Here is a 21,884-nt window from a genome sequence, read left to right on the forward strand (position 1 = left end):
AAGCAAAAGGCCCAGTCGAATGACTGGGCCTTTTGCTTTTCTATTTACAACCTTGCACATGAAGGTCGCACTGAAACCAATTCCACCAGATCAGTAGCACTTTGAGCATGAATAGACTTAAGCGCCGCAGATCTAAAGAGGTAGCGAGCAAGCCGTTTCCCTTCAACAGCCAGACATCAGACACCCTCACTCAGAAGTGCAACGCGTAGCGCCAATAATAGTGTGGTCTCCCCTGCGAGAGTCAGGGTCAGGAACGTCGGGCAAACAAGCAAGTACATACCAGGCAAAGCACCACCTATATGTAAGGCGGTATTGATTAGCGAGCCCCGGAATTCGTAAGAAGTGCGCTCGACCAACTCAGTGAGATAGGTAGCCAAAAAATAAAGCCGGTCCCCAACTTTTTGGTAAGCATACTTGCACGACGCGCTTTTGCGTCGGCAATAAAAAAGGCCACCCGCATGAGTGGCCTGTAACAATCGGGAGAGATCAATGAATAACCTGCGACAAAAACGCGCGGGTACGTTCTGATTTTGGGTTCGCAAAGAACTCTTCCGGCGGTGCCTGTTCAACGATTTCACCCCGATCCATAAAGATCACGCGATCGGCAACGGTGCGCGCAAAACCCATTTCGTGGGTGACACACAACATCGTCATGCCGGACTGCGCCAGCCCAATCATGGTATCCAGCACCTCTTTTACCATCTCCGGATCCAGCGCTGAAGTTGGCTCATCGAACAGCATGATTTTAGGCTTCATACATAATGAACGGGCGATCGCCACACGTTGCTGCTGTCCACCGGAAATCTGCCCCGGAAACTTATGCGCATGCTCGGCAATGCGCACACGTTCAAGATAATGCATTGCCAGCGCTTCAGCCTCCTTCTTGGGCATCTTACGTACCCAAATCGGTGCCAGCGTACAGTTTTGCAAGACGGTCAGATGCGGGAATAAATTAAAGTGCTGGAACACCATTCCCACTTCCTGGCGGATCTTTTCGATATTGCGGATATCTTCATTTAACTCAATGCCATCAACGACAATACGCCCTTGTTGATGCTCTTCCAGATGGTTAATACAGCGGATCGTTGTCGACTTTCCAGAACCGGACGGGCCGCAAAGCACAATGCGCTCGCCCTGTTTAACATTGAGATTAATGTCTTTCAGTACATGGAACTGCCCGTACCACTTATTCACTTTTTCGAGCGTAATCATCGCGTCGCCAGATTGCATAGTTGTATTACTCATGGGGATCCTCAGTGCGGTGTACGCCCGGTGTTAAAGCGCTTCTCCAGATGTTGGCTGTAGCGCGACATGCTAAAACAGAAAACCCAATAAACTAAGGCAGCAAAAACATAGCCTTCGGTGGACATCCCAAGCCATGCAGGATCGACCGTGGCTTGCTGTACGCTGCTGAACAGATCAAACAAGCCGATGATGATCACCAGACTCGTATCTTTGAACAGAGCAATGATGGTGTTCACAAGCCCCGGGATCACCAGCTTCAGCGCCTGCGGTAAGATCACCAGCCCTTGCGTTTTCCAGTATCCCAGTGCCAGAGATTCCGCCGCTTCATATTGCCCCTTCGGCAGCGCCTGCAAGCCGCCACGCACCACCTCTGCCACATAAGCGGACTGAAACAAGATCACACCGACCAGCGCACGGATCAGTTTATCGATACTGGTGCCTTCCGACATAAACAGCGGCAGCATCACCGAGGACATAAACAGTACGGTAATTAAGGGAACGCCGCGCCAGAACTCAATGAAAATGACCGATAACACGCGAACCACCGGCATTTTCGAACGGCGACCCAACGCCAGCAAAATCCCCAGTGGCAGTGCGCCAGCAATACCAACAGAGGCGATGATCAATGTCAGAGTCAGACCGCCCCACTGGCGGGTTTCAACCCGTTCCAGCCCCAGAAATCCACCAAACAACAACCACCACACGACAAGCGGATAAATTACCGCCCAGCAAGCGATATAACGCCCGCGACGCGGCAGCGCCTTCCAGAACATCGGTGCGATAGAGAGCAGTCCAACGAGCAGCGCCACATTAATACGCCAGCGTTGATCATGCGGGTAGAGGCCATACATAAACTGGCCAAAACGCTCGTGGATAAACACCCAGCACGCGCCTGCTTTCGTACAATCGGCACGTGTCGAACCAAACCAGTTCGCCTGAAACAGCACCCAGTCCAGCAAAGGGGGAATCAACTCCCACATTAACCACAGACACAGCAGCGTCAGCAGCGAGTTTGACCAACTGGAGAACAGATTTTTTCGTACCCACACTATCGCGCCATTGCTTCCTGCAGGTGTCTGGCGCGTCGAGGGAGACAGAATTGCTTTTGTCATCAAGGTTCCTTAGCGCTCAATCAGGGCAATGCGGCGGTTATAGATGTTCATCAGTAACGAAATCGACAGGCTGATGAGCAAGTAAACCGACATGGTAATAGCGATAGTTTCAATCGCCTGGCCGGTCTGATTCAGCACCGTTCCGGCAAACAGCGACACCATATCCGGATAACCAATTGCCGCTGCCAGCGAGGAGTTTTTGGCGATATTCAGATACTGGCTGGTCAGCGGAGGGATAATCACGCGCAGCGCCTGCGGAATAATCACCTGCCGCAGCGTTACCGGATTAGGCAAGCCGAGAGAACGTGCCGCTTCGTGCTGCCCATAGGGCACTGACTGAATACCTGAACGAATAATCTCAGCGATAAACGCGGAAGTGTAGACCGACAGCGCAATGGTAAGCGCGGCGAGTTCCGGGATCAGCACCATACCGCCCTGGAAGTTGAAGCCGCGCAGATGCGGAACGTCCCAGTGCAGCGCTGCGCCAAACACCCAGTGCGCTACCAGCGGCAACAGAATAATCAACCCCAGCGCGGCAGGCCATGTACGGCGTAGCTGCCCGGTTTTGATTTGATGCATTTTATTAAAGCGAAACAGACCGATGGAGATAGCCACCGCCAGGATTATCGCGCCCACGAACGCCAGCATGCCCTCGCCCATTTGTGGGGAGGGTATATACAAGCCCCGGTTGCTCAGAAACACCAGCTCCATTGCGTTGACCGCCTGGCGCGGGCCGGGTAGGTTACGCAGCACCGCGAAGTACCAGAAAAAGATCTGCAACAGCGGCGGGATATTACGGAACGTTTCGATATAGATGGTCGATAGCTTCCGCAGTAGCCAGTTTTCAGACAGACGAGCGAGGCCGAGGAAAAAGCCGAGGAACGAAGCGAACACAATGCACAGCGCGGAAACCAGCAGCGTGTTAAGTAAGCCTACAAGAAATACACGCCCGTAGGTGTCACCTTGTTCATAATCAATAAGATGTTGAACAATACCAAATCCGGCTGCGCGATCCAGAAAGGCAAAGCCGGAGGTAATGCCGCGGTTATTCAGATTAGTAACGGTGTTGTGTATCAAATAAATGGCGACAACGACCACGGCGATAATCGCAAGGATTTGAAACAGCCAGGCGCGAACCGCAGGGTTAGAAAGGGAGATAGCGCCTTTCACGGTTGGGCGGCGATGGGACATAGGAAAACCTCAGTAACCATGACTCTGGGCTGGGCGCCACGCAAGCGTAGCGCCCGTTACAGCACTTACGTATTAGCGCACTGGCGGAGCGTATTGAATACCGCCGTTGTTCCAGAGGTTGTTCTGGCCGCGTTTGATTTTCAGCGGGCTTTCAGAACCGACGTTACGTTCAAAGATTTCTGAATAGTTACCGACTTTCTTAATGATGTTGTAAGCCCACTTGTTATCCAGCTTCAGGTCTTTACCGAAGTCACCTTCTTTACCTAACAGGTGTGCCATATCCGGCGTTGCTGGGTTAGCGGCTTTCTCATCGACGTTTTTCGAGTTAACACCCATCTCTTCTGCGTTCAGCATGGCGAACAGCGTCCAGCGAACAATCGAGAACCAGTCATCATCACCACGGCGAACCACCGGCCCCAGCGGCTCTTTCGAGATCACTTCCGGCAATACGATCCACTCTGCCGGGTTGCTCAGTTTGATACGCAATGCATATAGCTGAGACTGGTCGGAAGCGAGTGTATCGCAACGGCCTGATTCCAGCGCTTTCGCGGATTCATCGGAACGGTCGAAGGTCACCGGCGTATATTTCATTTTGTTGGATTTAAAGTAATCCGCCACGTTCAGCTCAGTATCGGTGCCCGCCTGAATACAAACGGTTGCGCCGTCCAGCTCTTTAGCGCTTTTCAGGCCTGCTTTGTTGTGGGTCAGGAAGCCGATACCGTCGTAATAGGTTACGCCAGTGAATGACAGGCCCATACCGCCATCGCGGGAAGAGGTCCAGGTAGTATTACGGGAGAGCATATCCACTTCGCCAGATTGCAGAGCGGTAAAACGCTCTTTGGCCGTCAGCGGGGTATATTTTACTTTCGTGTCGTCACCGAATACGGCGGCGGCAACGCCGCGGCAAACGTCCACGTCGATACCGGTGAATTTACCGCTCGCATCCGCGTAGGAAAAGCCAGGCAGACCGTCGCTGATACCGCATTGTACGAAACCTTTCTTTTTAACGGCATCCAGCGTTGCGCCTGCATGTGCCTGATTTGCGACAGCAAACAGTACACCGGCAGCGGCCAGGCTGGCGATCATCATCTTTTTCATAATGCATCCTGTGTGGCGAAAAATTTATCGTTATATAAGGCGTTCGGGAAACGCCTGAACCTGTCTGTGGCGATGGCCATACTCTTTAAAGCAAAGGTAGTGCCAGTTTTGCGCGTGCCGTTATTTGGCTAGCACAGGCGCAATATTGAGAGTGTAGACAGGAAAAAATAAAACCATTGCCCCGTTGTGGTGCAAAAATACAACCTACGCCACAAAACAGAGCAAAAAGAGAACGCCGTTAAGAGGGAATTAACAGACAAGTTTCCTGCGTGAATATAAGCAATATCTTGATTGGCATCGCTTTGTGAAATGGGTCACGCAAAAATAGAGAAAAAGAGGAAAAAGTGAAAAACAGTAGGGGCAGATAAAAGGAAATCTGTACTTATTTTTTTATTACTGCTTGCTTATGGGGCTGAAAATTTACTTATGCAAAATTAACTGCACCTTAATAAAGCAAAAGCGCGGCGAACCGCGCTTTTTATAACTTTTGGCTTTTTAAACTATTTCGTCAGCGCTACGATACCGAGCGTCAGACCGGCAATCGCCGCTGCGCCGCTGGCAATTGCGCCGGCAGTTTCCCAGTTATCCTGAGTTGTGCCTTTCATACAGGTATTGGTATGTACCAGACGACCTTGATCATCGTACACCGGAACACAAGGAGAATCGTGGGCACAGCCTGCCAGGAAGGTCGCCAGTAATGCCACGGAAATGAATTTTTTCATAATATTACCTCGAAATAATCACGATCCCCGATATCAATAATTACGATATCTGTCCAGAATCGATAAGGCATATTTTACCATTCGCCTGCGCAAATTCCCGGGTGCAATAATCTCAAATTATGTTCTTTGTAAAAATCATGAAGACAAAACTACGTCGCAGGTTAAATAGTGCAGAAAAGATGAAGAGTGAAATAAAAAATTCTATTGCAATGCGTAAGCGCTTGATTAAATAGAGATGGTGCATGGCATTATTTTTATAAGAATAATCTAGTTTACGGCTTTGGTAAAACAAAAGCGCCTGCAGGCGCTTTATTTAAATCAATCCATCTTCAGGAGAGGGGCTCGGGCGGGGGAAGTTTATTTCCGTAAGAAGTAATAGACTCCGCGCTCACCGGTTTACCTAATAAATACCCCTGCAGCGTATTACAGCCCAGCTCAGTGAGAAATTTTTGTTGTTCTTCTGTTTCCACACCTTCCGCTACAACTTTTAAATTCAGCGTCCTGGCTAACGCTACGATGGCGGAGACGATGGTGGCATCTTCGCCTTCCCGGCTTAACTCACGAACAAACGCACGGTCGATTTTTAATTCGCAGGCCGGAAGACGTTTCAGATACAGCAGACTGGAGTAGCCTGTACCAAAATCATCGATTGAGGATTGAACGCCCGCATCTGTCAGCTCCGTCAACACGCGCACACTCTCATCCGGATTGCTCATTGCCGTGGTTTCGGTCACTTCCAGGATTAATTTTTGCGGCGGCACATCATGCTTTTTCAGCGCCTCCATAATCGTTGCCACCAGAGAACTCTGTTCAAATTGCAGGGTGGAAAGGTTCACCGCCACAGACCAGTCAAGGTGCCCCATTTTACGCCATTCGCCAAGCTGACGGCAGGCTTCGTCCACTACCCAGTTACCAAGCGGCACAATCAGACCGGTTTTCTCCGCCAGCGGCAAAAAAACATCCGGAGTGAGCACGCCCTGGTAAGGGTGATGCCAGCGCAACAGCGCCTCAAAGCCGATAACTGGCCCCGCGGGGGCTTTAAATTTGGGCTGATAAACCAGCCGGAACTCCTGGCGCTCCAGTGCCATCCACAAATCATTGAGTAACTGCAGCTGTGTTTGCGCCAGCGTGTTCATCGAGGGCTGAAAGAAGTGGTAACCGTTACGGCCCATATGCTTGGTGTGATACATCGCCGCATCAGCGTTGAACATCAATTCCCGTTCGTTCTTGCCGTCATGCGGATAAAGTGCAATACCGACGCTCAGCGTCACCATCACGTCATAGGGATCGATAGTGAAGGGCTTATCGATCACGCGTACCAACGAACTGGCAAGCGTTGCTGCTTCATCTGGTGCGCTGACTTCTGCCAGCAGAACAAACTCGTCACCACCAATGCGCGCCAGCGTATATTGCCCTTTTAATTTTTGTGTCAGGCGATCGGTCACCGCGACCAGCAATTTATCGCCGACATCGTGGCCCCAGGCGTCGTTGACGGTTTTGAAACCGTCGAGATCCATAAACATCAGCGCGAAGAAAGAGCCTTCGCGTTTGGCTTTGTTGATGGCCTGTTCAAGGCGATCTTCCAGCAACACGCGGTTAGGCAGACGCGTTAAGGTATCGTGCAACGCCAGCCGCGCCAGTTCGCGGTTTGCGGCCGCCAGTGAAGTTGCCAGTAGCGAGGTTTTCGCCTGCAGACGCGCATCAAACATCGACACCAGTAACGTAATGCCCAGCACCGAGAAGGCCATCATGCCGACCAGTACGGCTAACCAGTTATTGTTAAAACCGTTATGCCCCATGGCATGTTGGTGAGGGATTTGAGCCGCCATCATGCCGGTGTAATGCATACCAGCAATGGCGACGCCCATTAAAATTGCCGCACCAAAACGCATCAGCGCAACCTGGGCCGCTTCATGACGTAGATGAAATGTGAGCCACAGGGCGGCGAAAGAGGCGACCAGCGCGATCGCTAACGATAAGGCGACCCAGTTCAGATTCCAGATAATGGCCGGGGAGACCTGAAGCGCCGCCATGCCGGTATAGTGCATCGCTGCAATACCCAGGCCCATGACAATTGCGCCCGGGATCAGGCGACGCAGATGCAGATGCGGGGCGCTCACCAGCCACAGCGCGAACAACGAAGAGCCGATCGCGATAACCATGGAGAGGGCCGTGAGAAACGGTTCGTAGCGCATGTTCATCGACATGTTCATCGCCAGCATGCCGATAAAATGCATCGCCCAGATGCCTATCCCCATCGCTACGCCGCCACCGCTGAGCCAGACCCATGACGATCCCTTGCTGCTGGTGGAAACTCGGCCGGCCATATTCAGGGCGGTATAAGAGGCTAAAATGGCTACGATAAAAGAAACAACAACAAGGATATAGTCGTATTGGCTATCCAGCATGGTGTCATCAACTCATTCACTAAGGGCGTTACGCATTACTACGATCGGACTGGCGAAAAGGGCTGAGACATTAGCATCGTATGGAGATGGCTCAAAATGATTTAAATCCCTGCGTTAATCAGGGTGATGGCTGCGTTTTCGCGAATTTTCGCTACAAGCAATCACTTACAGATTATTGCAGTTAACCAGTTTGAGCGGATTTACGGAGTTCATATTGCGGCACTTATCGATCTCGGTGGTCATATACTCAACCCAGTACATGATTAAGCTATCCAGCATGAGAATCGACAGGGCGAAAGCCACCAGCCACCAATACTTGCGAATCATTCCGTATCTCCCTTTCTTGCAACCATTTGTTGAAATATACACGAATCCGTAACCCCGGAATGACAGGGAAAGCGGGGTTTTTAGCGCTATTTCAGGCAATAAAAAAGGCGCTGTCCCATGCCGGTTAGCGCCTTTTTATCAATACAACTCACTGATTAAAAATCAGTTCATGCCGTATTTTTTCAGTTTTTTACGCAGCGTACCGCGGTTGATGCCCATCATCAGCGCCGCGCGGGTCTGATTACCACGGGTGTATTGCATCACCATGTCCAACAGTGGCTGTTCTACTTCAGCCAGTACCAGCTCATACAGATCATTAACATCCTGACCATTCAGTTGAGCAAAATAGTTCTTCAGTGCCTGTTTTACCGAGTCACGGAGCGGTTTTTGGGTTACCTGATCCTGAGAGTTAACGGTAGAAACGGTCAGTACGTCAGAATTTACGCGTTGTTCGAACATAGTTCTGTCAGCTCTTTATTTCTGTTTACGCAAAATTTTCGAAGTATGCCTCCAACGCCTCCAGCTGTTCGCTGGCATTCTCAATGGCGTTGAATGTGCGCCGAAACTGGTCATTCGGAGCGTGCTCCTGGAGATACCAGGAGACGTGTTTGCGTGCGATTCGGTAACCTTTCGCCTGACCGTAAAAGTCATGCAGTTCCCGAACGTGCGCGCAAAGCAAGCGCTTAACCTCTGCCAAAGGCAGCGGGGCCAGCAGCTCCCCAGTGTCCAGATAATGCTGGATTTCCCGGAAGATCCAGGGTCTTCCCTGAGCTGCGCGGCCTATCATCAGGGCATCCGCCCCTGTATAGTCGAGCACAGCTCTGGCTTTAAGCGGGTCAGTAATGTCGCCATTCGCGATAACCGGAATGGAAACTTTCTGCTTAACTGCCCGAATACTGTCGTACTCAGCGTCTCCGTTGAACAAACAGGCGCGGGTGCGTCCATGAATGGTCAGAGCCTGAATACCACACTCTTCAGCCAGTTGGGCAATTTCTACGCAGTTACGGTGTTCTGGAGCCCAACCCGTGCGAATCTTCAGAGTGACAGGAACATCCACTGCATTAACTACCGAGGTCAGGATCGACTTCACCAGATCCGGGTATTGCAGCAGGGCGGAACCTGCAAGCTTGCGATTCACTTTTTTAGCCGGGCAACCCATATTGATATCAATAATCTGGGCGCCGCTTTCCACGTTAATACGTGCGGCTTCCGCCATTTCATCCGGGTCGCTGCCGGCAATTTGCACGGTGCGAATACCGGGTTCATCAATGTGCACCATCCGCAGTCGGGACTTGTCGCTTTCCCACACTTGTGGGTTAGAAGACATCATCTCGGATACGGTTAAACCGGCTCCCATCTCGTAGCACAACGTCCGGAATGGTCTGTCAGTAATGCCAGCCATGGGCGCTGCGATCAGGCGATTTCTGAGCTGGTGGTGTCCGATGCGCATGAGTTAAGAAATGACCATACTGTGACTGCAAGGCGGCGTATATTACGCATTTTTTGCACGAGATGAAAGGCCAAACTTTGAGCAATCCTCTGTTGTAGATCAAGGAATAGCCAGTCCACCGGGGCAATAAACGTATTAAATCATGTTTTTCATAGGGTTATGTAAAAGATAAAAATTTCACATAACGCATAAATTCGCACAAGTTATCGTTTTTTCGCGGGTGATAAGCGGCTGAACTGCTGTTTTTTCAGACAAAAATGACGATTTTTGCGAAGCTGCTCGCAATTTTTTGATCGGCATTTTGGCTGGTTTTTTCGACAGTTCAGCGCGCTGGCTCCGCGAAACGTGGCCCGCAGGCCGCGTTCAGTTTTACCTTTTCTGTCCCGTGATACGGCACCACTCTTCTTTCTCGACCACCGGATCCAGGGTAAAGAGTTCGGCATAGGCTTCGCACACGCTGTCTGCCTGGCTGGCAAGAATACCAGAGAGCCCCAGCAAGCCGCCCTCGACGGGCAATACGCTGATTAGCGGCGCCAGTTCACGCAACGGGCCAGCCAGAATATTGGCAACCACCACATCGGCTTTCATCGCGTCTGGCTGGTCTTTCGGCAGGTACAACTCGAGACGCTCGGAAACGCCGTTGCGCTCGGCGTTATCACGGCTTGCCTGGATCGCTTGCGGATCAATATCAATACCGATCGCTTTAGCCGCACCCAGTTTCAGGGCGGCGATCGCAAGGATCCCGGAACCGCAGCCAAAATCGATCACAGTTTTGCCGACAAGATCCAGGCCATCGAGCCATTGCAGACACAACGAGGTGGTTGGGTGCGTGCCGGTTCCGAATGCCAGACCCGGATCGAGCATCACATTCACCGCATTGGCATCCGGCACTTCGCGCCAGCTCGGGCAGATCCACAGGCGTTCGCCAAAGCGCATCGGGTGGAAGTTGTCCATCCATTCGCGCTCCCAGTCTTTATCTTCCAGTTGCTCAATTTTATGGGCGAAACCTTCGCCGAGCAGCGGGTGTAGAGCGAGTTGGGCAACGACGTCCGCCATCTCGGTTTCCGCATCGAACAGGCCGATAACGTCGGTATCGCCCCACAGACGGGTTTCACCCGGCAGCGGTTCAAATACGGGCGTGTCGTGCGTGTCCTGGAAGGTAATGGACACCGCGCCTGCTTCCATCAGAGCATCGCTCAGATCTTCCGCATTCGCGCCGGTGGTGTTCAGTTTCAGTTGGATCCAAGGCATGGCATAACTCTTTATTCATTAACAGAAATAGGTGGGGCCTGCGGCGCGGGTTGACCGAAACGGTTCCCGACAATGAAGGCCAGCAAACTTAACAGCAGCGAGGGCACAATCGGATGGAAGCCCAGGTACTGAATATTAAAGGTGGCGAGCACGGCATACAGCGCACCGCCAACAATCATGGCGCTGAGCGCGCCGGTGGCATTCGCGCGGTCCCAGTAAAGACCCAGCACCAGCGGCCACAGAAATACCGCCTCAAGCCCGCCAAACGCCAGCAGATTCAGCCAGATGATCATCTCTGGCGGACGCCATGCCGCCAGCATCATCAAAATGCCGAGTACCAGCGTTGTCACGGTGGAAATGCGTTTTAAGCGTGGCTCATGACGAATTTTAGTCGGCTGCGCGCTTAACCACAGGTCTTTGATGATTGTCGCGGAAGCCTGCAACAGATGCGCGTTGACATTGGACATGATCGCGGCCATCGGTGCGGCAAGGAACAACCCTGCGGCCCACGGTGGCAACACTTCGACCATCAATGTGGGAATAACCTGATCCGGCACCGACAGATTCGGTAGCACAGCACGACCCAGCGCTCCCGCCAGATGCATTCCCAGCATCAACAGCGCGATGACAATGGTGCCGATAATGATCCCACGGTGCACCGACTTGCTGTCTTTATACGAAATACAGCGCACAGCGGTATGCGGCAGACCGATAACGCCAAAACACACCAGCACCCAAAACGAGGTCATAAACGCCGGGGAAAGAATGTCGTGCGCGCCCTGCGGGCTAACCAGTTTCGGATCGATATGCTGCAAGGTAGCAACGGCGTTATGCAATCCGCCCGCCGCATGGATCACGCCGACCAGTAACACCAGCGTACCAATCAGCATCACCAGACCTTGCATGGTGTCGTTTAACACACTGGCGCGAAAACCGCCAAACGCCGTATACAACGCGATAGTAATGCCGAAGATCAGCAGGCCTGATTCGTATTTGATGCCGGCCGCTGTCTCCAGCAGACGCGCGCCGCCGATAAACTGCACGGCAATCGCACCGACAAAGGCCACCAGCAGGCTGACGCTGGCGATCCACACGACCGCGCGGCTCTGGTAGCGCGCCATCAGCATGTCGTTGAGCGTAATCGCATTGTAGCGACGTGCCAGAATTGCGAATTTTTTGCCGAGAATGCCCAGCGACAGCCAAATGGTGGGAACCTGGATCATTGCCAGCAGCACCCAGCCAAGGCCGAATTTGTACGCGGCTCCCGGCCCGCCAATAAACGAACTGGCGCTAACATAGGTTGCGGTCAGCGTCATCGCCAGCACAAATCCACCCATGGAACGGCTACCGAGGAAGTACTCGCTCAGGAAAGTACCGCTGCTACGCTGGCGCATCGCATAGAAAGAGAGGCCGAAGACAACGATCAGGTAGATTATCAGCACGGCGATAATTTCAGTTTGCATCGTTATCCTCCAGAGAGATATCGCGGAAGATAAAACGCACCATCGCCCAGCAAAGTAAAACAAATACCAGCGGCGTAAGCAGGCAGGCCAGTTCAAACCAACGCGGCAGCCCGGTGAAGCCCTGCTCTGTACCCGGTATGTAAGCGCACACTAACCAGGCGGCAAGATAAAGAAGGGTCAGCCACAGCGCCCAGCGGGCTTCTTTGTGAGCCTGAACAAAACGGTTGTCCATTTTTGTCCCTTGTAAATGAAGAAAGCGGGGATTGTACCCTATGGGCAGGTTCCGGGGAGAGAAAAACAAAAAAGGCCGGAAGATCCGGCCTTTTGCGCTGATTGCAGATTATTTTTCCTGCAAACCGAGTTTTTTCTCCAGATAGTGGATGTTGGTGCCACCATGCTGGAAGTTCTCGTCGCTCATAATACGCATCTGCAGATCAACGTTGGTTTTGATCCCGTCGATAATCAGCTCCTGCAACGCATTCTTCATGCGCGCAATCGCCACATCGCGGCTCTCGCCGTAGCAGATAAGCTTGCCAATCATTGAATCGTAATACGGCGGTACGGTGTAACCGGCGTAAATATGCGATTCCCAGCGCACACCAAACCCACCAGGGGCATGGAAGCGAGTGATTTTGCCCGGGCTAGGCAGGAAGGTGTTCGGATCTTCGGCGTTAATACGGCATTCCACCGCATGGCCTTTCACCACCACTTCTTCTTGCTTAATGGACAGCGGCTGACCGGCTGCGATACGCAACTGCTCTTTGATCAGGTCAACGCCGGTAATCATTTCGGTAACCGGGTGCTCAACCTGAATACGGGTGTTCATCTCGATGAAGTAGAACTCGCCGTTTTCGAACAGAAACTCAAACGTACCCGCTCCGCGATAGCCGATATCGACACAGGCTTTCGCACAGCGCTCGCCGATATAGCGACGCAGTTCCGGGGTGATGCCCGGTGCTGGCGCTTCTTCGACCACTTTCTGGTGGCGGCGCTGCATGGAGCAGTCGCGCTCTGCCAGATAGATAGCGTTACCCTGACCATCGGCCAGCACCTGGATCTCGACGTGGCGAGGATTTTCCAGGTATTTTTCCATGTACACCATGTCGTTGTTGAAAGCGGCTTTCGCTTCCGCACGCGTCATGCTGATGGACTGCGCCAGGTCGGCGTCTTTGCGCACAACGCGCATACCGCGACCGCCGCCGCCGCCGGAGGCTTTGATGATAACCGGGTAACCGATGCGCTTAGCATGGGCGCGGTTTGCATCCATATCGTCGCCCAGCGGGCCGTCTGAACCCGGTACGGTCGGTACGCCAGCTTTCTTCATGGCGGTGATTGCCGACACTTTGTCGCCCATCAGGCGGATGGTGTCAGCTTTCGGGCCGATGAAGATAAAGCCGGAGCGCTCAACCTGCTCAGCGAAGTTGGCGTTCTCAGAGAGGAAGCCATAACCCGGGTGAATCGCCACCGCGCCGGTAATTTCGGCGGCGGAGATAATTGCCGGGATATTCAGATAGCTTTTTACTGATGGCGCAGGACCGATACATACGGTCTCATCTGCCAGCAGTACGTGTTTTAAATCGCGATCCGCAGTGGAGTGCACGGCGACAGTCTTGATGCCCAGTTCTTTACAGGCACGAAGAATACGCAGTGCAATCTCGCCGCGGTTGGCGATAACAATTTTATCCAGCATGTGCGCCTCGTTTACTCGATGACGACCAGCGGCTCGTCAAATTCAACCGGTTGGCCACTTTCAACCAGAATGGCTTTCACCACGCCTGATTTATCGGCTTCGATCTGGTTCATCATTTTCATGGCTTCAACGATGCACAGGGTATCGCCCACGTTGACTTTCTGGCCGATTTCGATAAACGCTTTCGCGTCCGGGCTCGGGGTGCGATAGAAGGTTCCGACCATCGGGGAACGTACGATGTGACCACTGATTTCCGCTGCGGCTGCAGGGGCTTCCGGCGCTGCGGCAGTTGCGACAGCGTTAGACAGGGCTGGTTGCTGTTGCATCATCGGCGCAGCATAAGCCTGCTGCATCACCGGGAAGCCAGCATTCGGCGCGCTGCGGCTGATGCGCACAGACTCTTCGCCTTCAGAAATTTCCAGTTCGGAGATGCCTGATTCTTCAACCAGCTCGATCAGTTTCTTAATCTTACGAATATCCATGAGTGGGTTCCGTACTCTTGTTTAGTGTGATTGTGACAGGCGTTTTACCGCCGTCTGTAAAGCGTATGAATAACCTTCCGCACCCAGCCCGCAAATAACACCTTCGGCGATATCTGACAGATACGAGTGGTGGCGGAATGGCTCCCGCGCATGCACGTTGGTCAGGTGGATCTCGATAAACGGGATGTCGACTGCCAACAATGCGTCGCGGATAGCAACACTGGTGTGCGTAAACGCGGCCGGATTGATCAGGATGAAGTCCATAATGTCTTTAGCCTGATGAATACGGTCGATGATTGCGTACTCCGCGTTTGACTGAAAATGCGCCAGTTCCACATCAAGCGCTGCCGCTTCGGTGCTCAAACCGTTAACAATCTCGCTGAGCGTAAGCGTGCCGTACTTATCCGGCTCGCGGGTGCCAAGCATGTTCAGGTTCGGTCCGTTCAAAACTAATATGTGGAACTTGCCAGCCATTGTGCCGCTATCTCCTGCGATTCTCGGGTAAAAAACAAAATATACCTTCGATTCGCGATTGTCACCTTTTCAGAGGCTAAAAACCCCTGTCAGGAAAACCAAAGTCGCACATTATAACCATTTCGTAGCAATTGGCAGCTAAATACTGGTCTTATCAGGGAAGATTATCAACCACCGCCCGGAATCTGGCGGTGAATGATAGTAGATCTGCGGAGAACTGCACACAATGAGCGTGTTAACGCCACCATTGGCGAAACTTCTTATAGCGCCACGCTAACAGCCCAATCGCGGCGGCAGCGTAAAGGATCGGCTGCGGTGACAAGATTTTCACCGACCAAAGGTAGTGAATCGGTGCGAGGATCGCCACCAGATAGACGAAATTGTGTAGTTGTTGCCAGCGTTTTCCCAGCTTGCGCTGCGCCCATTGCGTTGAGGTCAACGCCAATGCCAGCAAAATCAGCCAACTTACGGCACCCAGCGTTAAATAAGGGCGCGTTACCAACTCTTGTCCTAATAATGAAAGATTATTAATACCCAGTTCCAGCAAGGTGTAGCTGGTCAGGTGCAGCGTCGCCCAGGCAAAGCACCACAGTCCCAGCAAACGCCGGGTTCTGATTAATAAAGGTTGTTTCGCGTAGCGTGCGAGCGGTGCTACCAGCAAACTGGCGAGCAGGAATTTAAGCGCCATTCTGCCCGTAAAATGCTGGATGTCTTTCGCCGGATCGGCGCTGAAATAGCCCTGATTCGCCGCCCAGAAAAGCCAAAGTAAAGGCAGCAGACCCGCCAGATGCAATGCGACTTTTAACCATGTCACCTGTTTTGCCGTTAAGCGCACTCAGAAATTCTCCCGCAGATCTAACCCGTGATAAAGCGAAGCCACTTCTTCAGCGTAGCCATTAAACAGCAGCGTTGGCTGACGTTTTACATCCAGCGCGCCGCCGGATCCAATAAAACGTTCCGTTGCTTGTGACCAGCGTGGGTGATCCACATGCGGGTTTACGTTGGCGTAGAAGCCATATTCATCGGGCGCGGCAAGGTTCCAGGTGGTCGGCGGTCGTTTACTGGTGAGCTTGATACTGACTATCGATTTGATGCCTTTAAAACCATATTTCCACGGCACAGTCAGGCGGATCGGCGCGCCGTTTTGCGGCGGCAGCGCTTTACCATACACCCCGACAGTAAGCAGCGTGAGCGGATGCATCGCTTCATCTATACGTAGCGCTTCAACATACGGGTATTTAAGGCCACCGCCGATAAATCGGTCTTTTTGCCCCGGCATCTGATCCGGTGCGTAAAGTGTCTGGAACGCGACATATTTTGCGTTGCTGGTGGGTTCAACTAACGCCAGCAGTTTATGCAGCGGGAAGCCGATCCACGGCACCACCATCGACCAGGCCTCTACGCAGCGCATCCGGTAGATTCGCTCTTCCAGCGGGAAACGCGAGGTCAGCGCCGCGTGGTCGAGGGTTAACGGTTTCGCCACTTCACCATCAATGGTCAGTGTCCAGGGATCGGTTTTCATTCCCCCGGCGTTGGCGGCAGGATCGGCTTTATCGAGGCCAAATTCATAGAAGTTGTTATAGCCGGTGACTTTCTCTTCCGGTGTCAGCGGGAGAGAGGCTTTCCACTGCGCAGGTTGCATAAAATCGAGCGCTTTTCCTGATGGCGCTTTTGGCCGGTCATGGCCTTTAAACCAGTCCAACAGATCGGCCCGCGCGCCGGGTGCCAGGGTCAATGCCGAGGCGCTAATTCCCAGCATTTTCAGCACCTGGCGGCGCTGTAACATAAAAACGGATTCCGCAGTGACATCGGCTTCAGTTAGTTTTTTCTTCATCACATCCTCCGTTAGTCTCTCGTCAAGCATGGTGTAAGCGAAGCGTGAGCGCGAGCATGAGTGTGTTACCAAACATTGTAAATAGTCAGGTTAAGACATTTTTCAGGCTTATTGATTGTTGGCAAAAAATTTCTGAGGGCTATACTCGCAGATATGAAACGCGGTGCCAGTTTTCCCTGCCGCCTCCACGCTATCCCGGGACGCGGGTAGACACCAAAGTTAGCACTTACTTCAATGACGTAACCCTGAGCGGTATCGTTTCGTTCTTTATACAAGCGGAGTTAACACAAGGATGCGATTAACGACGAAATTTTCAGCTTTTGTGACGCTACTGACAGGGCTGGCGTTTTTCGTCACCCTGATTGGATGTTCACTGAGCTTCTATAACGCGATTCAAAATAAGGTTGCCAATCGTGTGGAAGCGGTGGCGGCAATTATTGATACGCGCTTGATCTCAACGCCGGTTTCGCGGTTGTTGCCGCAGCTTGATGAATTAATGGTGCCGGTAGACATTATTGAGATTCAGATTAAGCAAGGCCAGCGCACGGTGCTCAGTTATTCGCATAACGGAAGTTATCGCCCGGCAGGCAGCAACTATCAATATCGGGAGCTGCATATTCCCTCCCTGAAAAATCCCGGTTTCACCTTCACGCTGGTTTACCAGGATCCTATGGCGAACTACTTTCGTTCGTTGTTAACCACCGCGCCGCTGACGGTGGCGATCGGTTTTATGATTGTGATCCTCTTTCTCTCCGTTCGCTGGTTGCGGCGACAGCTTTCCGGGCAGGAACTGCTGGAGACACGCGCGACGCGTATCCTCAACGGCGAGCGCGGGCCGCAGGTTCGCGGCAGCATTTATGAGTGGCCATCACGCACCAGCAGCGCGCTGGATGTGCTGCTGACAGATATCCAGTTTGCCAGCGATCAACGTAGCCGCATGGATACGCTTATCCGCTCCTATGCGGCGCAGGACAAGCGAACGGGCCTCAATAACCGTCTGTTTTTTGATAACCAGCTCGCCACGCTGCTGGAAGATCAGGAAAAGGTGGGTTCGCACGGCGTGGTGATGATGATCCGTTTGCCGGACTTTGATCTGCTGCGCGATAGCGGTGGAACCACCACCGAAGAGTATCTCTTTACCCTCATTAATCTGCTTTCTACTTTTATTATGCGTTATCCCGGCGCGTTACTGGCTCGCTACCATCGCAGCGACTTCGCCGTACTGCTGCCGCATCGCACATTAAAGGAAGCGGAGAGCATCGCCGGGCAGATCCTGAAAGCAGTGGACGGGTTACCCCCAAATAAAGCGCTGACCCGCGAAGACATTATGCACATTGGTATTTGTGCCTGGCGTAGTGGGCAAGCCGGTGTGCAAGTCATGGAGCATGCCGAAGCCGCAGCGCGCAACGCGGTGTTGCAGGGCGGAAACAGTTGGTCAGTGTACGACGACACATTGCCGGAGCAAGGGCGTGGAAATGTGCGCTGGCGGACGCTGATTGAGCAGATGCTGAGCCGCGGCGGGCCGCGCGTGTATCAGAAACCGGCGATCAACCGTGATGGCCAGGTTCATCACCGCGAGCTGATGTGCCGCATTTTCGACGGCGAACAAGAAGTGATTGCCGAAGAGTATATGCCCATGGTGCAGCAGTTTGGTCTTGCTGAAGAGTATGACCGCCTGCAGGTGACGCGGCTGATTCCTTTTATGGGTTTTTGGCCGGAAGAAAACCTCGCCATGCAAATAACAGTGGAATCATTGATCCGTCCCCGTTTTCAACGCTGGCTACGCGATATATTAATGCAGTGCGAAAAATCTCAACGTAAACGGATTATTTTTGAACTTGCTGAGGCGGATGTTTGTCAACATATCAGCCGGTTACAGTCGGTGGTGCGTTTAATCAACGCATTAGGCGCCCGCGTGGTGGTAAATCAGGCGGGTCTGACGTTGGTGAGCACCAGTTGGATTAAAGCGTTGGATGTTGAGTTATTAAAGCTGCATCCGGGGCTGGTCAGGAACATTGAAAAGCGCACCGAAAACCAGCTTCTGGTGCAGAGCCTCGTGGAAGCGTGCAAAGGCACGCGAACGCGAGTTTTCGCGACCGGTGTTCGCTCTCGTGGCGAATGGCAGACGCTGGTGGAACGGGGTGTTGCGGGTGGGCAGGGCGATTTTATCGCGGCTTCCCAACCGCTCGATACCAATGTGAAAAAATATTCGCAAAGATACTCGGTTTGAACTGCTGTTTAAGTCGTTTTCACGTAGAATAATGCGCGCTGCCATGTTTGGGGGTGTGCGTGCCTGCCCGCCGGATTATCGCAGTGAACAAAGCCGGTTTGTCCTTATGAAAAACTGCAAACGCAACAGACTGGAAGATGGGCTTTTTTTACTTCCGGGCAGAATCATGTCGTTTTGCAACAAAGGAAACAAACTGCACTAATTTTCACCGTAGCAGATGATTCTTATGCCTTGTCGCTGCTACGTGTGGTTGGTAAAGTAAGCGGATTTTGTTTCCGCCCCAGCTTTCAGGATTATCCCTTAGTATGTTGAAAAAATTTCGTGGCATGTTTTCCAATGACCTGTCCATTGACCTGGGTACCGCGAATACCCTGATTTATGTAAAAGGACAAGGCATCGTACTGAATGAGCCTTCCGTGGTGGCCATTCGCCAGGATCGTGCCGGTTCACCGAAAAGTGTGGCCGCAGTCGGTCATGAAGCGAAACAGATGCTTGGTCGTACGCCGGGCAATATCGCAGCCATCCGCCCGATGAAAGACGGCGTCATCGCCGACTTCTTCGTGACCGAAAAAATGCTTCAGCACTTTATCAAACAAGTGCACAGCAACAGCTTTATGCGTCCGAGCCCGCGCGTTCTGGTTTGTGTGCCGGTTGGCGCCACTCAGGTTGAACGCCGTGCAATTCGTGAATCCGCGCAGGGCGCTGGTGCTCGTGAAGTGTTCCTGATTGAAGAACCGATGGCGGCTGCAATTGGCGCTGGCTTACCGGTTTCTGAAGCGACCGGTTCAATGGTGGTGGATATCGGTGGTGGTACCACTGAAGTTGCCGTTATCTCCCTGAACGGCGTGGTTTACTCCTCTTCTGTTCGTATTGGTGGTGACCGCTTCGATGAGGCGATCATTAATTACGTTCGTCGTAACTACGGCTCCCTGATTGGTGAAGCAACCGCAGAACGTATCAAACACGAAATTGGCTCTGCTTACCCGGGCGATGAAGTGCGTGAAATCGAAGTGCGTGGCCGTAACCTGGCTGAAGGTGTTCCGCGTGGCTTCACGCTGAATTCCAACGAAATTCTGGAAGCGCTGCAGGAACCGCTGACCGGCATCGTGAGCGCAGTGATGGTTGCGCTGGAACAGTGTCCGCCGGAACTGGCTTCTGATATCTCTGAGCGCGGTATGGTATTGACCGGTGGTGGCGCGCTGCTGCGCAACCTTGACCGCCTGTTGATGGAAGAAACGGGTATTCCAGTTGTAGTTGCAGAAGATCCACTGACTTGCGTAGCGCGCGGCGGCGGCAAGGCGCTGGAAATGATCGACATGCACGGCGGCGACTTGTTCAGCGAAGAATAGTCCGCGTCAGATGCGAAGCGGATAGTCGCTTCGCATCTGTCTGGCCTGAGAATACGCAAAGCCTATGAAGCCAATTTTTAGCCGTGGCCCGTCACTGCAGATTCGCCTTTTCCTGGCGGTTGTGGTGGCGCTCGGAGTCATTATTGCCGACAGCCGCCTCGGTACGTTCAGTCAAATCAGAACGTACATGGATACTGCCGTCAGTCCTTTCTATTTTATTTCCAATGGTCCCCGCGAATTATTAGATAACGTTTCCCAGACGTTGGCCTCGCGCGACCAGCTTGAGCTTGAAAACCGGGCATTACGTCAGGAACTGCTGCTAAAAAACAGTGAACTGCTGATGTTAGGGCAGTACAAGCAGGAGAACGCGCGCCTGCGTGAACTGCTGGGCTCTCCGCTGCGTCAGGATGAGCAGAAAATGGTGACCCAGGTGATCTCGACGGTTAACGATCCTTACAGCGACCAGGTGGTTATCGACAAAGGCAGTGCGAACGGGGTGTACGAAGGCCAGCCGGTGATCAGCGATAAAGGCGTTGTCGGCCAGGTGGTGGCGGTAGCGAAACTGACCAGCCGCGTCTTGTTGATTTGCGATGCCACTCATGCGCTGCCGATTCAGGTGCTGCGTAACGATATCCGCGTGATTGCCGCCGGTAACGGCTGCACAGACGATCTGCAACTCGAACATTTACCGGCGAATACGGATATTCGTGTTGGCGATGTGCTGGTGACATCAGGTCTGGGCGGGCGTTTCCCGGAAGGGTATCCGGTTGCGGTGGTCTCGTCGGTTAAGCTGGATACCCAGCGTGCTTATACCGTGATTCAGGCGCGTCCAACCGCAGGCCTGCAACGTTTGCGTTATCTGTTGTTGCTGTGGGGCGCGGATCGTAACGGTACTAACCCAAGAACACCGGAAGATGTGCATCGTGTGGCGAACGAACGTCTGCTGCAGATGATGCCGCAGGTACTTCCTTCTCCTGATGCGATGGGTCCGCCTGCGCCAATGCCCGCTCCGGCGACTGGCATTACGCAGCCGCCGCCGCAAGTCTCTCCGGGAGGGCAATAGTGGCAAGTTACCGTAGCCAGGGGCGCTGGGTTATCTGGCTCTCGTTTTTAATTGCACTGTTGCTTCAAATCATGCCCTGGCCGGATGACATCATTGTCTACCGGCCAAACTGGGTATTGCTCATTTTGCTTTACTGGATCCTCGCGCTGCCGCACCGCGTAAATGTTGGCACGGGTTTCGCGATGGGTGCCATACTGGATCTGATTAGCGGATCCACCCTCGGTGTACGCGCGCTTTCGTTAAGCATTGTCGCCTATCTGGTCGCACTGAAATTCCAGTTGTTCCGTAATCTGGCGCTCTGGCAACAGGCGCTGGTGGTGATGCTGTTGTCGCTGGCGACAGAAGTTATTGTCTTCTGGGCGGAGTTTCTGGTTATTAATGTGTCGTTTAAACCAGAAATTTTCTGGAGCAGCCTGGTCAATGGCGTGCTCTGGCCGTGGCTCTTCCTGTTAATGCGTAAGATCCGCCAGCAGTTTGCGGTGCAATAAGGCGTTT

21 protein-coding genes are annotated in these 21,884 nt (G+C 52.8%); 4 read left to right on the forward strand and 17 right to left on the reverse strand.

All coding sequences use genetic code 11. From position 1 onward, the window contains the following. Positions 1–486: 486 nt before the first annotated feature. The 17 genes from AAIG26_RS21905 to msrP form a co-directional block, all read right to left on the reverse strand. Positions 487–1,245 carry an amino acid ABC transporter ATP-binding protein gene (locus tag AAIG26_RS21905; protein WP_343181480.1) on the reverse strand — a complete coding sequence of 253 codons (759 nt, stop codon included), beginning with the start codon at positions 1,243–1,245 and terminating at the stop codon, positions 487–489. A gap of 8 nt (positions 1,246–1,253) precedes the next feature. Next, positions 1,254–2,357, reverse strand: a complete 1,104-nt coding sequence (locus tag AAIG26_RS21910) for an amino acid ABC transporter permease (RefSeq protein ID WP_343181482.1) — start codon at positions 2,355–2,357, stop codon at positions 1,254–1,256. A gap of 9 nt (positions 2,358–2,366) precedes the next feature. Next, the gene (locus AAIG26_RS21915) at positions 2,367–3,548 is read right to left on the reverse strand and encodes an amino acid ABC transporter permease (protein WP_160268511.1); all 1,182 of its coding nucleotides are present in this window, start codon (positions 3,546–3,548) and stop codon (positions 2,367–2,369) included. Between the two features lie 72 nt (positions 3,549–3,620). Beyond that, a complete protein-coding gene (locus tag AAIG26_RS21920) occupies positions 3,621–4,646 on the reverse strand; it encodes an amino acid ABC transporter substrate-binding protein (RefSeq protein WP_020455478.1) in 1,026 nt (341 codons plus the stop codon). A gap of 500 nt (positions 4,647–5,146) precedes the next feature. Then, a complete protein-coding gene (locus AAIG26_RS21925) occupies positions 5,147–5,368 on the reverse strand; it encodes a lipoprotein (protein ID WP_343181483.1) in 222 nt (73 codons plus the stop codon). Positions 5,369–5,697: 329 nt separating this feature from the next. Further along, positions 5,698–7,776 carry a bifunctional diguanylate cyclase/phosphodiesterase gene (locus AAIG26_RS21930; protein ID WP_343181485.1) on the reverse strand — a complete coding sequence of 693 codons (2,079 nt, stop codon included), beginning with the start codon at positions 7,774–7,776 and terminating at the stop codon, positions 5,698–5,700. 165 nt (positions 7,777–7,941) lie between these two features. After that, positions 7,942–8,103 carry a DUF2556 family protein gene (locus tag AAIG26_RS21935; protein ID WP_020455476.1) on the reverse strand — a complete coding sequence of 54 codons (162 nt, stop codon included), beginning with the start codon at positions 8,101–8,103 and terminating at the stop codon, positions 7,942–7,944. A gap of 162 nt (positions 8,104–8,265) precedes the next feature. Continuing rightward, positions 8,266–8,562, reverse strand: a complete 297-nt coding sequence (gene fis, locus AAIG26_RS21940; RefSeq protein WP_000462905.1) for a DNA-binding transcriptional regulator Fis — start codon at positions 8,560–8,562, stop codon at positions 8,266–8,268. 25 nt (positions 8,563–8,587) lie between these two features. After that, complete coding sequence (gene dusB / locus AAIG26_RS21945) at positions 8,588–9,553, reverse strand: tRNA dihydrouridine synthase DusB (protein ID WP_044489505.1); 966 nt, start codon at positions 9,551–9,553, stop codon at positions 8,588–8,590. Between the two features lie 369 nt (positions 9,554–9,922). Continuing rightward, a complete protein-coding gene (gene prmA / locus AAIG26_RS21950) occupies positions 9,923–10,804 on the reverse strand; it encodes a 50S ribosomal protein L11 methyltransferase (RefSeq protein WP_020455474.1) in 882 nt (293 codons plus the stop codon). An 11-nt stretch (positions 10,805–10,815) separates the two neighbouring features. After that, on the reverse strand, positions 10,816–12,267 hold the full coding sequence (panF, locus tag AAIG26_RS21955) for a sodium/pantothenate symporter (protein ID WP_269231697.1): 1,452 nt from the start codon (positions 12,265–12,267) through the stop codon (positions 10,816–10,818). Continuing rightward, entirely contained in the window at positions 12,257–12,499 is a 243-nt protein-coding gene (locus tag AAIG26_RS21960; RefSeq protein ID WP_343181487.1) for a YhdT family protein, read from the reverse strand. Before AAIG26_RS21960 ends, panF begins: the two co-directional genes overlap by 11 nt. Positions 12,500–12,607: 108 nt before the next feature. Further along, positions 12,608–13,957: an acetyl-CoA carboxylase biotin carboxylase subunit gene (gene accC, locus AAIG26_RS21965; protein WP_017457283.1), complete on the reverse strand. Its 1,350-nt coding sequence runs from the start codon at positions 13,955–13,957 to the stop codon at positions 12,608–12,610. Positions 13,958–13,968: 11 nt separating this feature from the next. Then, positions 13,969–14,439: an acetyl-CoA carboxylase biotin carboxyl carrier protein gene (accB, locus tag AAIG26_RS21970; RefSeq protein ID WP_020455472.1), complete on the reverse strand. Its 471-nt coding sequence runs from the start codon at positions 14,437–14,439 to the stop codon at positions 13,969–13,971. A 21-nt stretch (positions 14,440–14,460) separates the two neighbouring features. After that, positions 14,461–14,913, reverse strand: coding sequence for a type II 3-dehydroquinate dehydratase (gene aroQ / locus AAIG26_RS21975; RefSeq protein WP_020455471.1), 453 nt, complete (start codon positions 14,911–14,913; stop codon positions 14,461–14,463). Positions 14,914–15,148: 235 nt separating this feature from the next. Beyond that, the gene (gene msrQ / locus AAIG26_RS21980; RefSeq protein WP_020455470.1) at positions 15,149–15,748 is read right to left on the reverse strand and encodes a protein-methionine-sulfoxide reductase heme-binding subunit MsrQ; all 600 of its coding nucleotides are present in this window, start codon (positions 15,746–15,748) and stop codon (positions 15,149–15,151) included. Next, positions 15,749–16,750: a protein-methionine-sulfoxide reductase catalytic subunit MsrP gene (gene msrP, locus AAIG26_RS21985; RefSeq protein ID WP_343181488.1), complete on the reverse strand. Its 1,002-nt coding sequence runs from the start codon at positions 16,748–16,750 to the stop codon at positions 15,749–15,751. A gap of 289 nt (positions 16,751–17,039) precedes the next feature. On the opposite strand from msrP, the gene csrD reads away from it, so the two are divergent. From csrD to mreD, 4 genes are all read left to right on the forward strand, one after another. Further along, positions 17,040–18,977, forward strand: a complete 1,938-nt coding sequence (csrD, locus tag AAIG26_RS21990) for an RNase E specificity factor CsrD (protein ID WP_020455468.1) — start codon at positions 17,040–17,042, stop codon at positions 18,975–18,977. A 305-nt stretch (positions 18,978–19,282) separates the two neighbouring features. Continuing rightward, positions 19,283–20,326: a rod shape-determining protein MreB gene (gene mreB, locus AAIG26_RS21995; protein WP_006818047.1), complete on the forward strand. Its 1,044-nt coding sequence runs from the start codon at positions 19,283–19,285 to the stop codon at positions 20,324–20,326. Positions 20,327–20,390: 64 nt separating this feature from the next. Next, positions 20,391–21,389, forward strand: a complete 999-nt coding sequence (gene mreC / locus AAIG26_RS22000; protein WP_017457289.1) for a rod shape-determining protein MreC — start codon at positions 20,391–20,393, stop codon at positions 21,387–21,389. After that, positions 21,389–21,877: a rod shape-determining protein MreD gene (mreD, locus tag AAIG26_RS22005; protein ID WP_020455466.1), complete on the forward strand. Its 489-nt coding sequence runs from the start codon at positions 21,389–21,391 to the stop codon at positions 21,875–21,877. Before mreC ends, mreD begins: the two co-directional genes overlap by 1 nt. Positions 21,878–21,884: the final 7 nt, after the last annotated feature.

The organism is Kosakonia sp. PSU_27, assembly GCF_039409795.1.
GTDB lineage: Bacteria > Pseudomonadota > Gammaproteobacteria > Enterobacterales > Enterobacteriaceae > Kosakonia.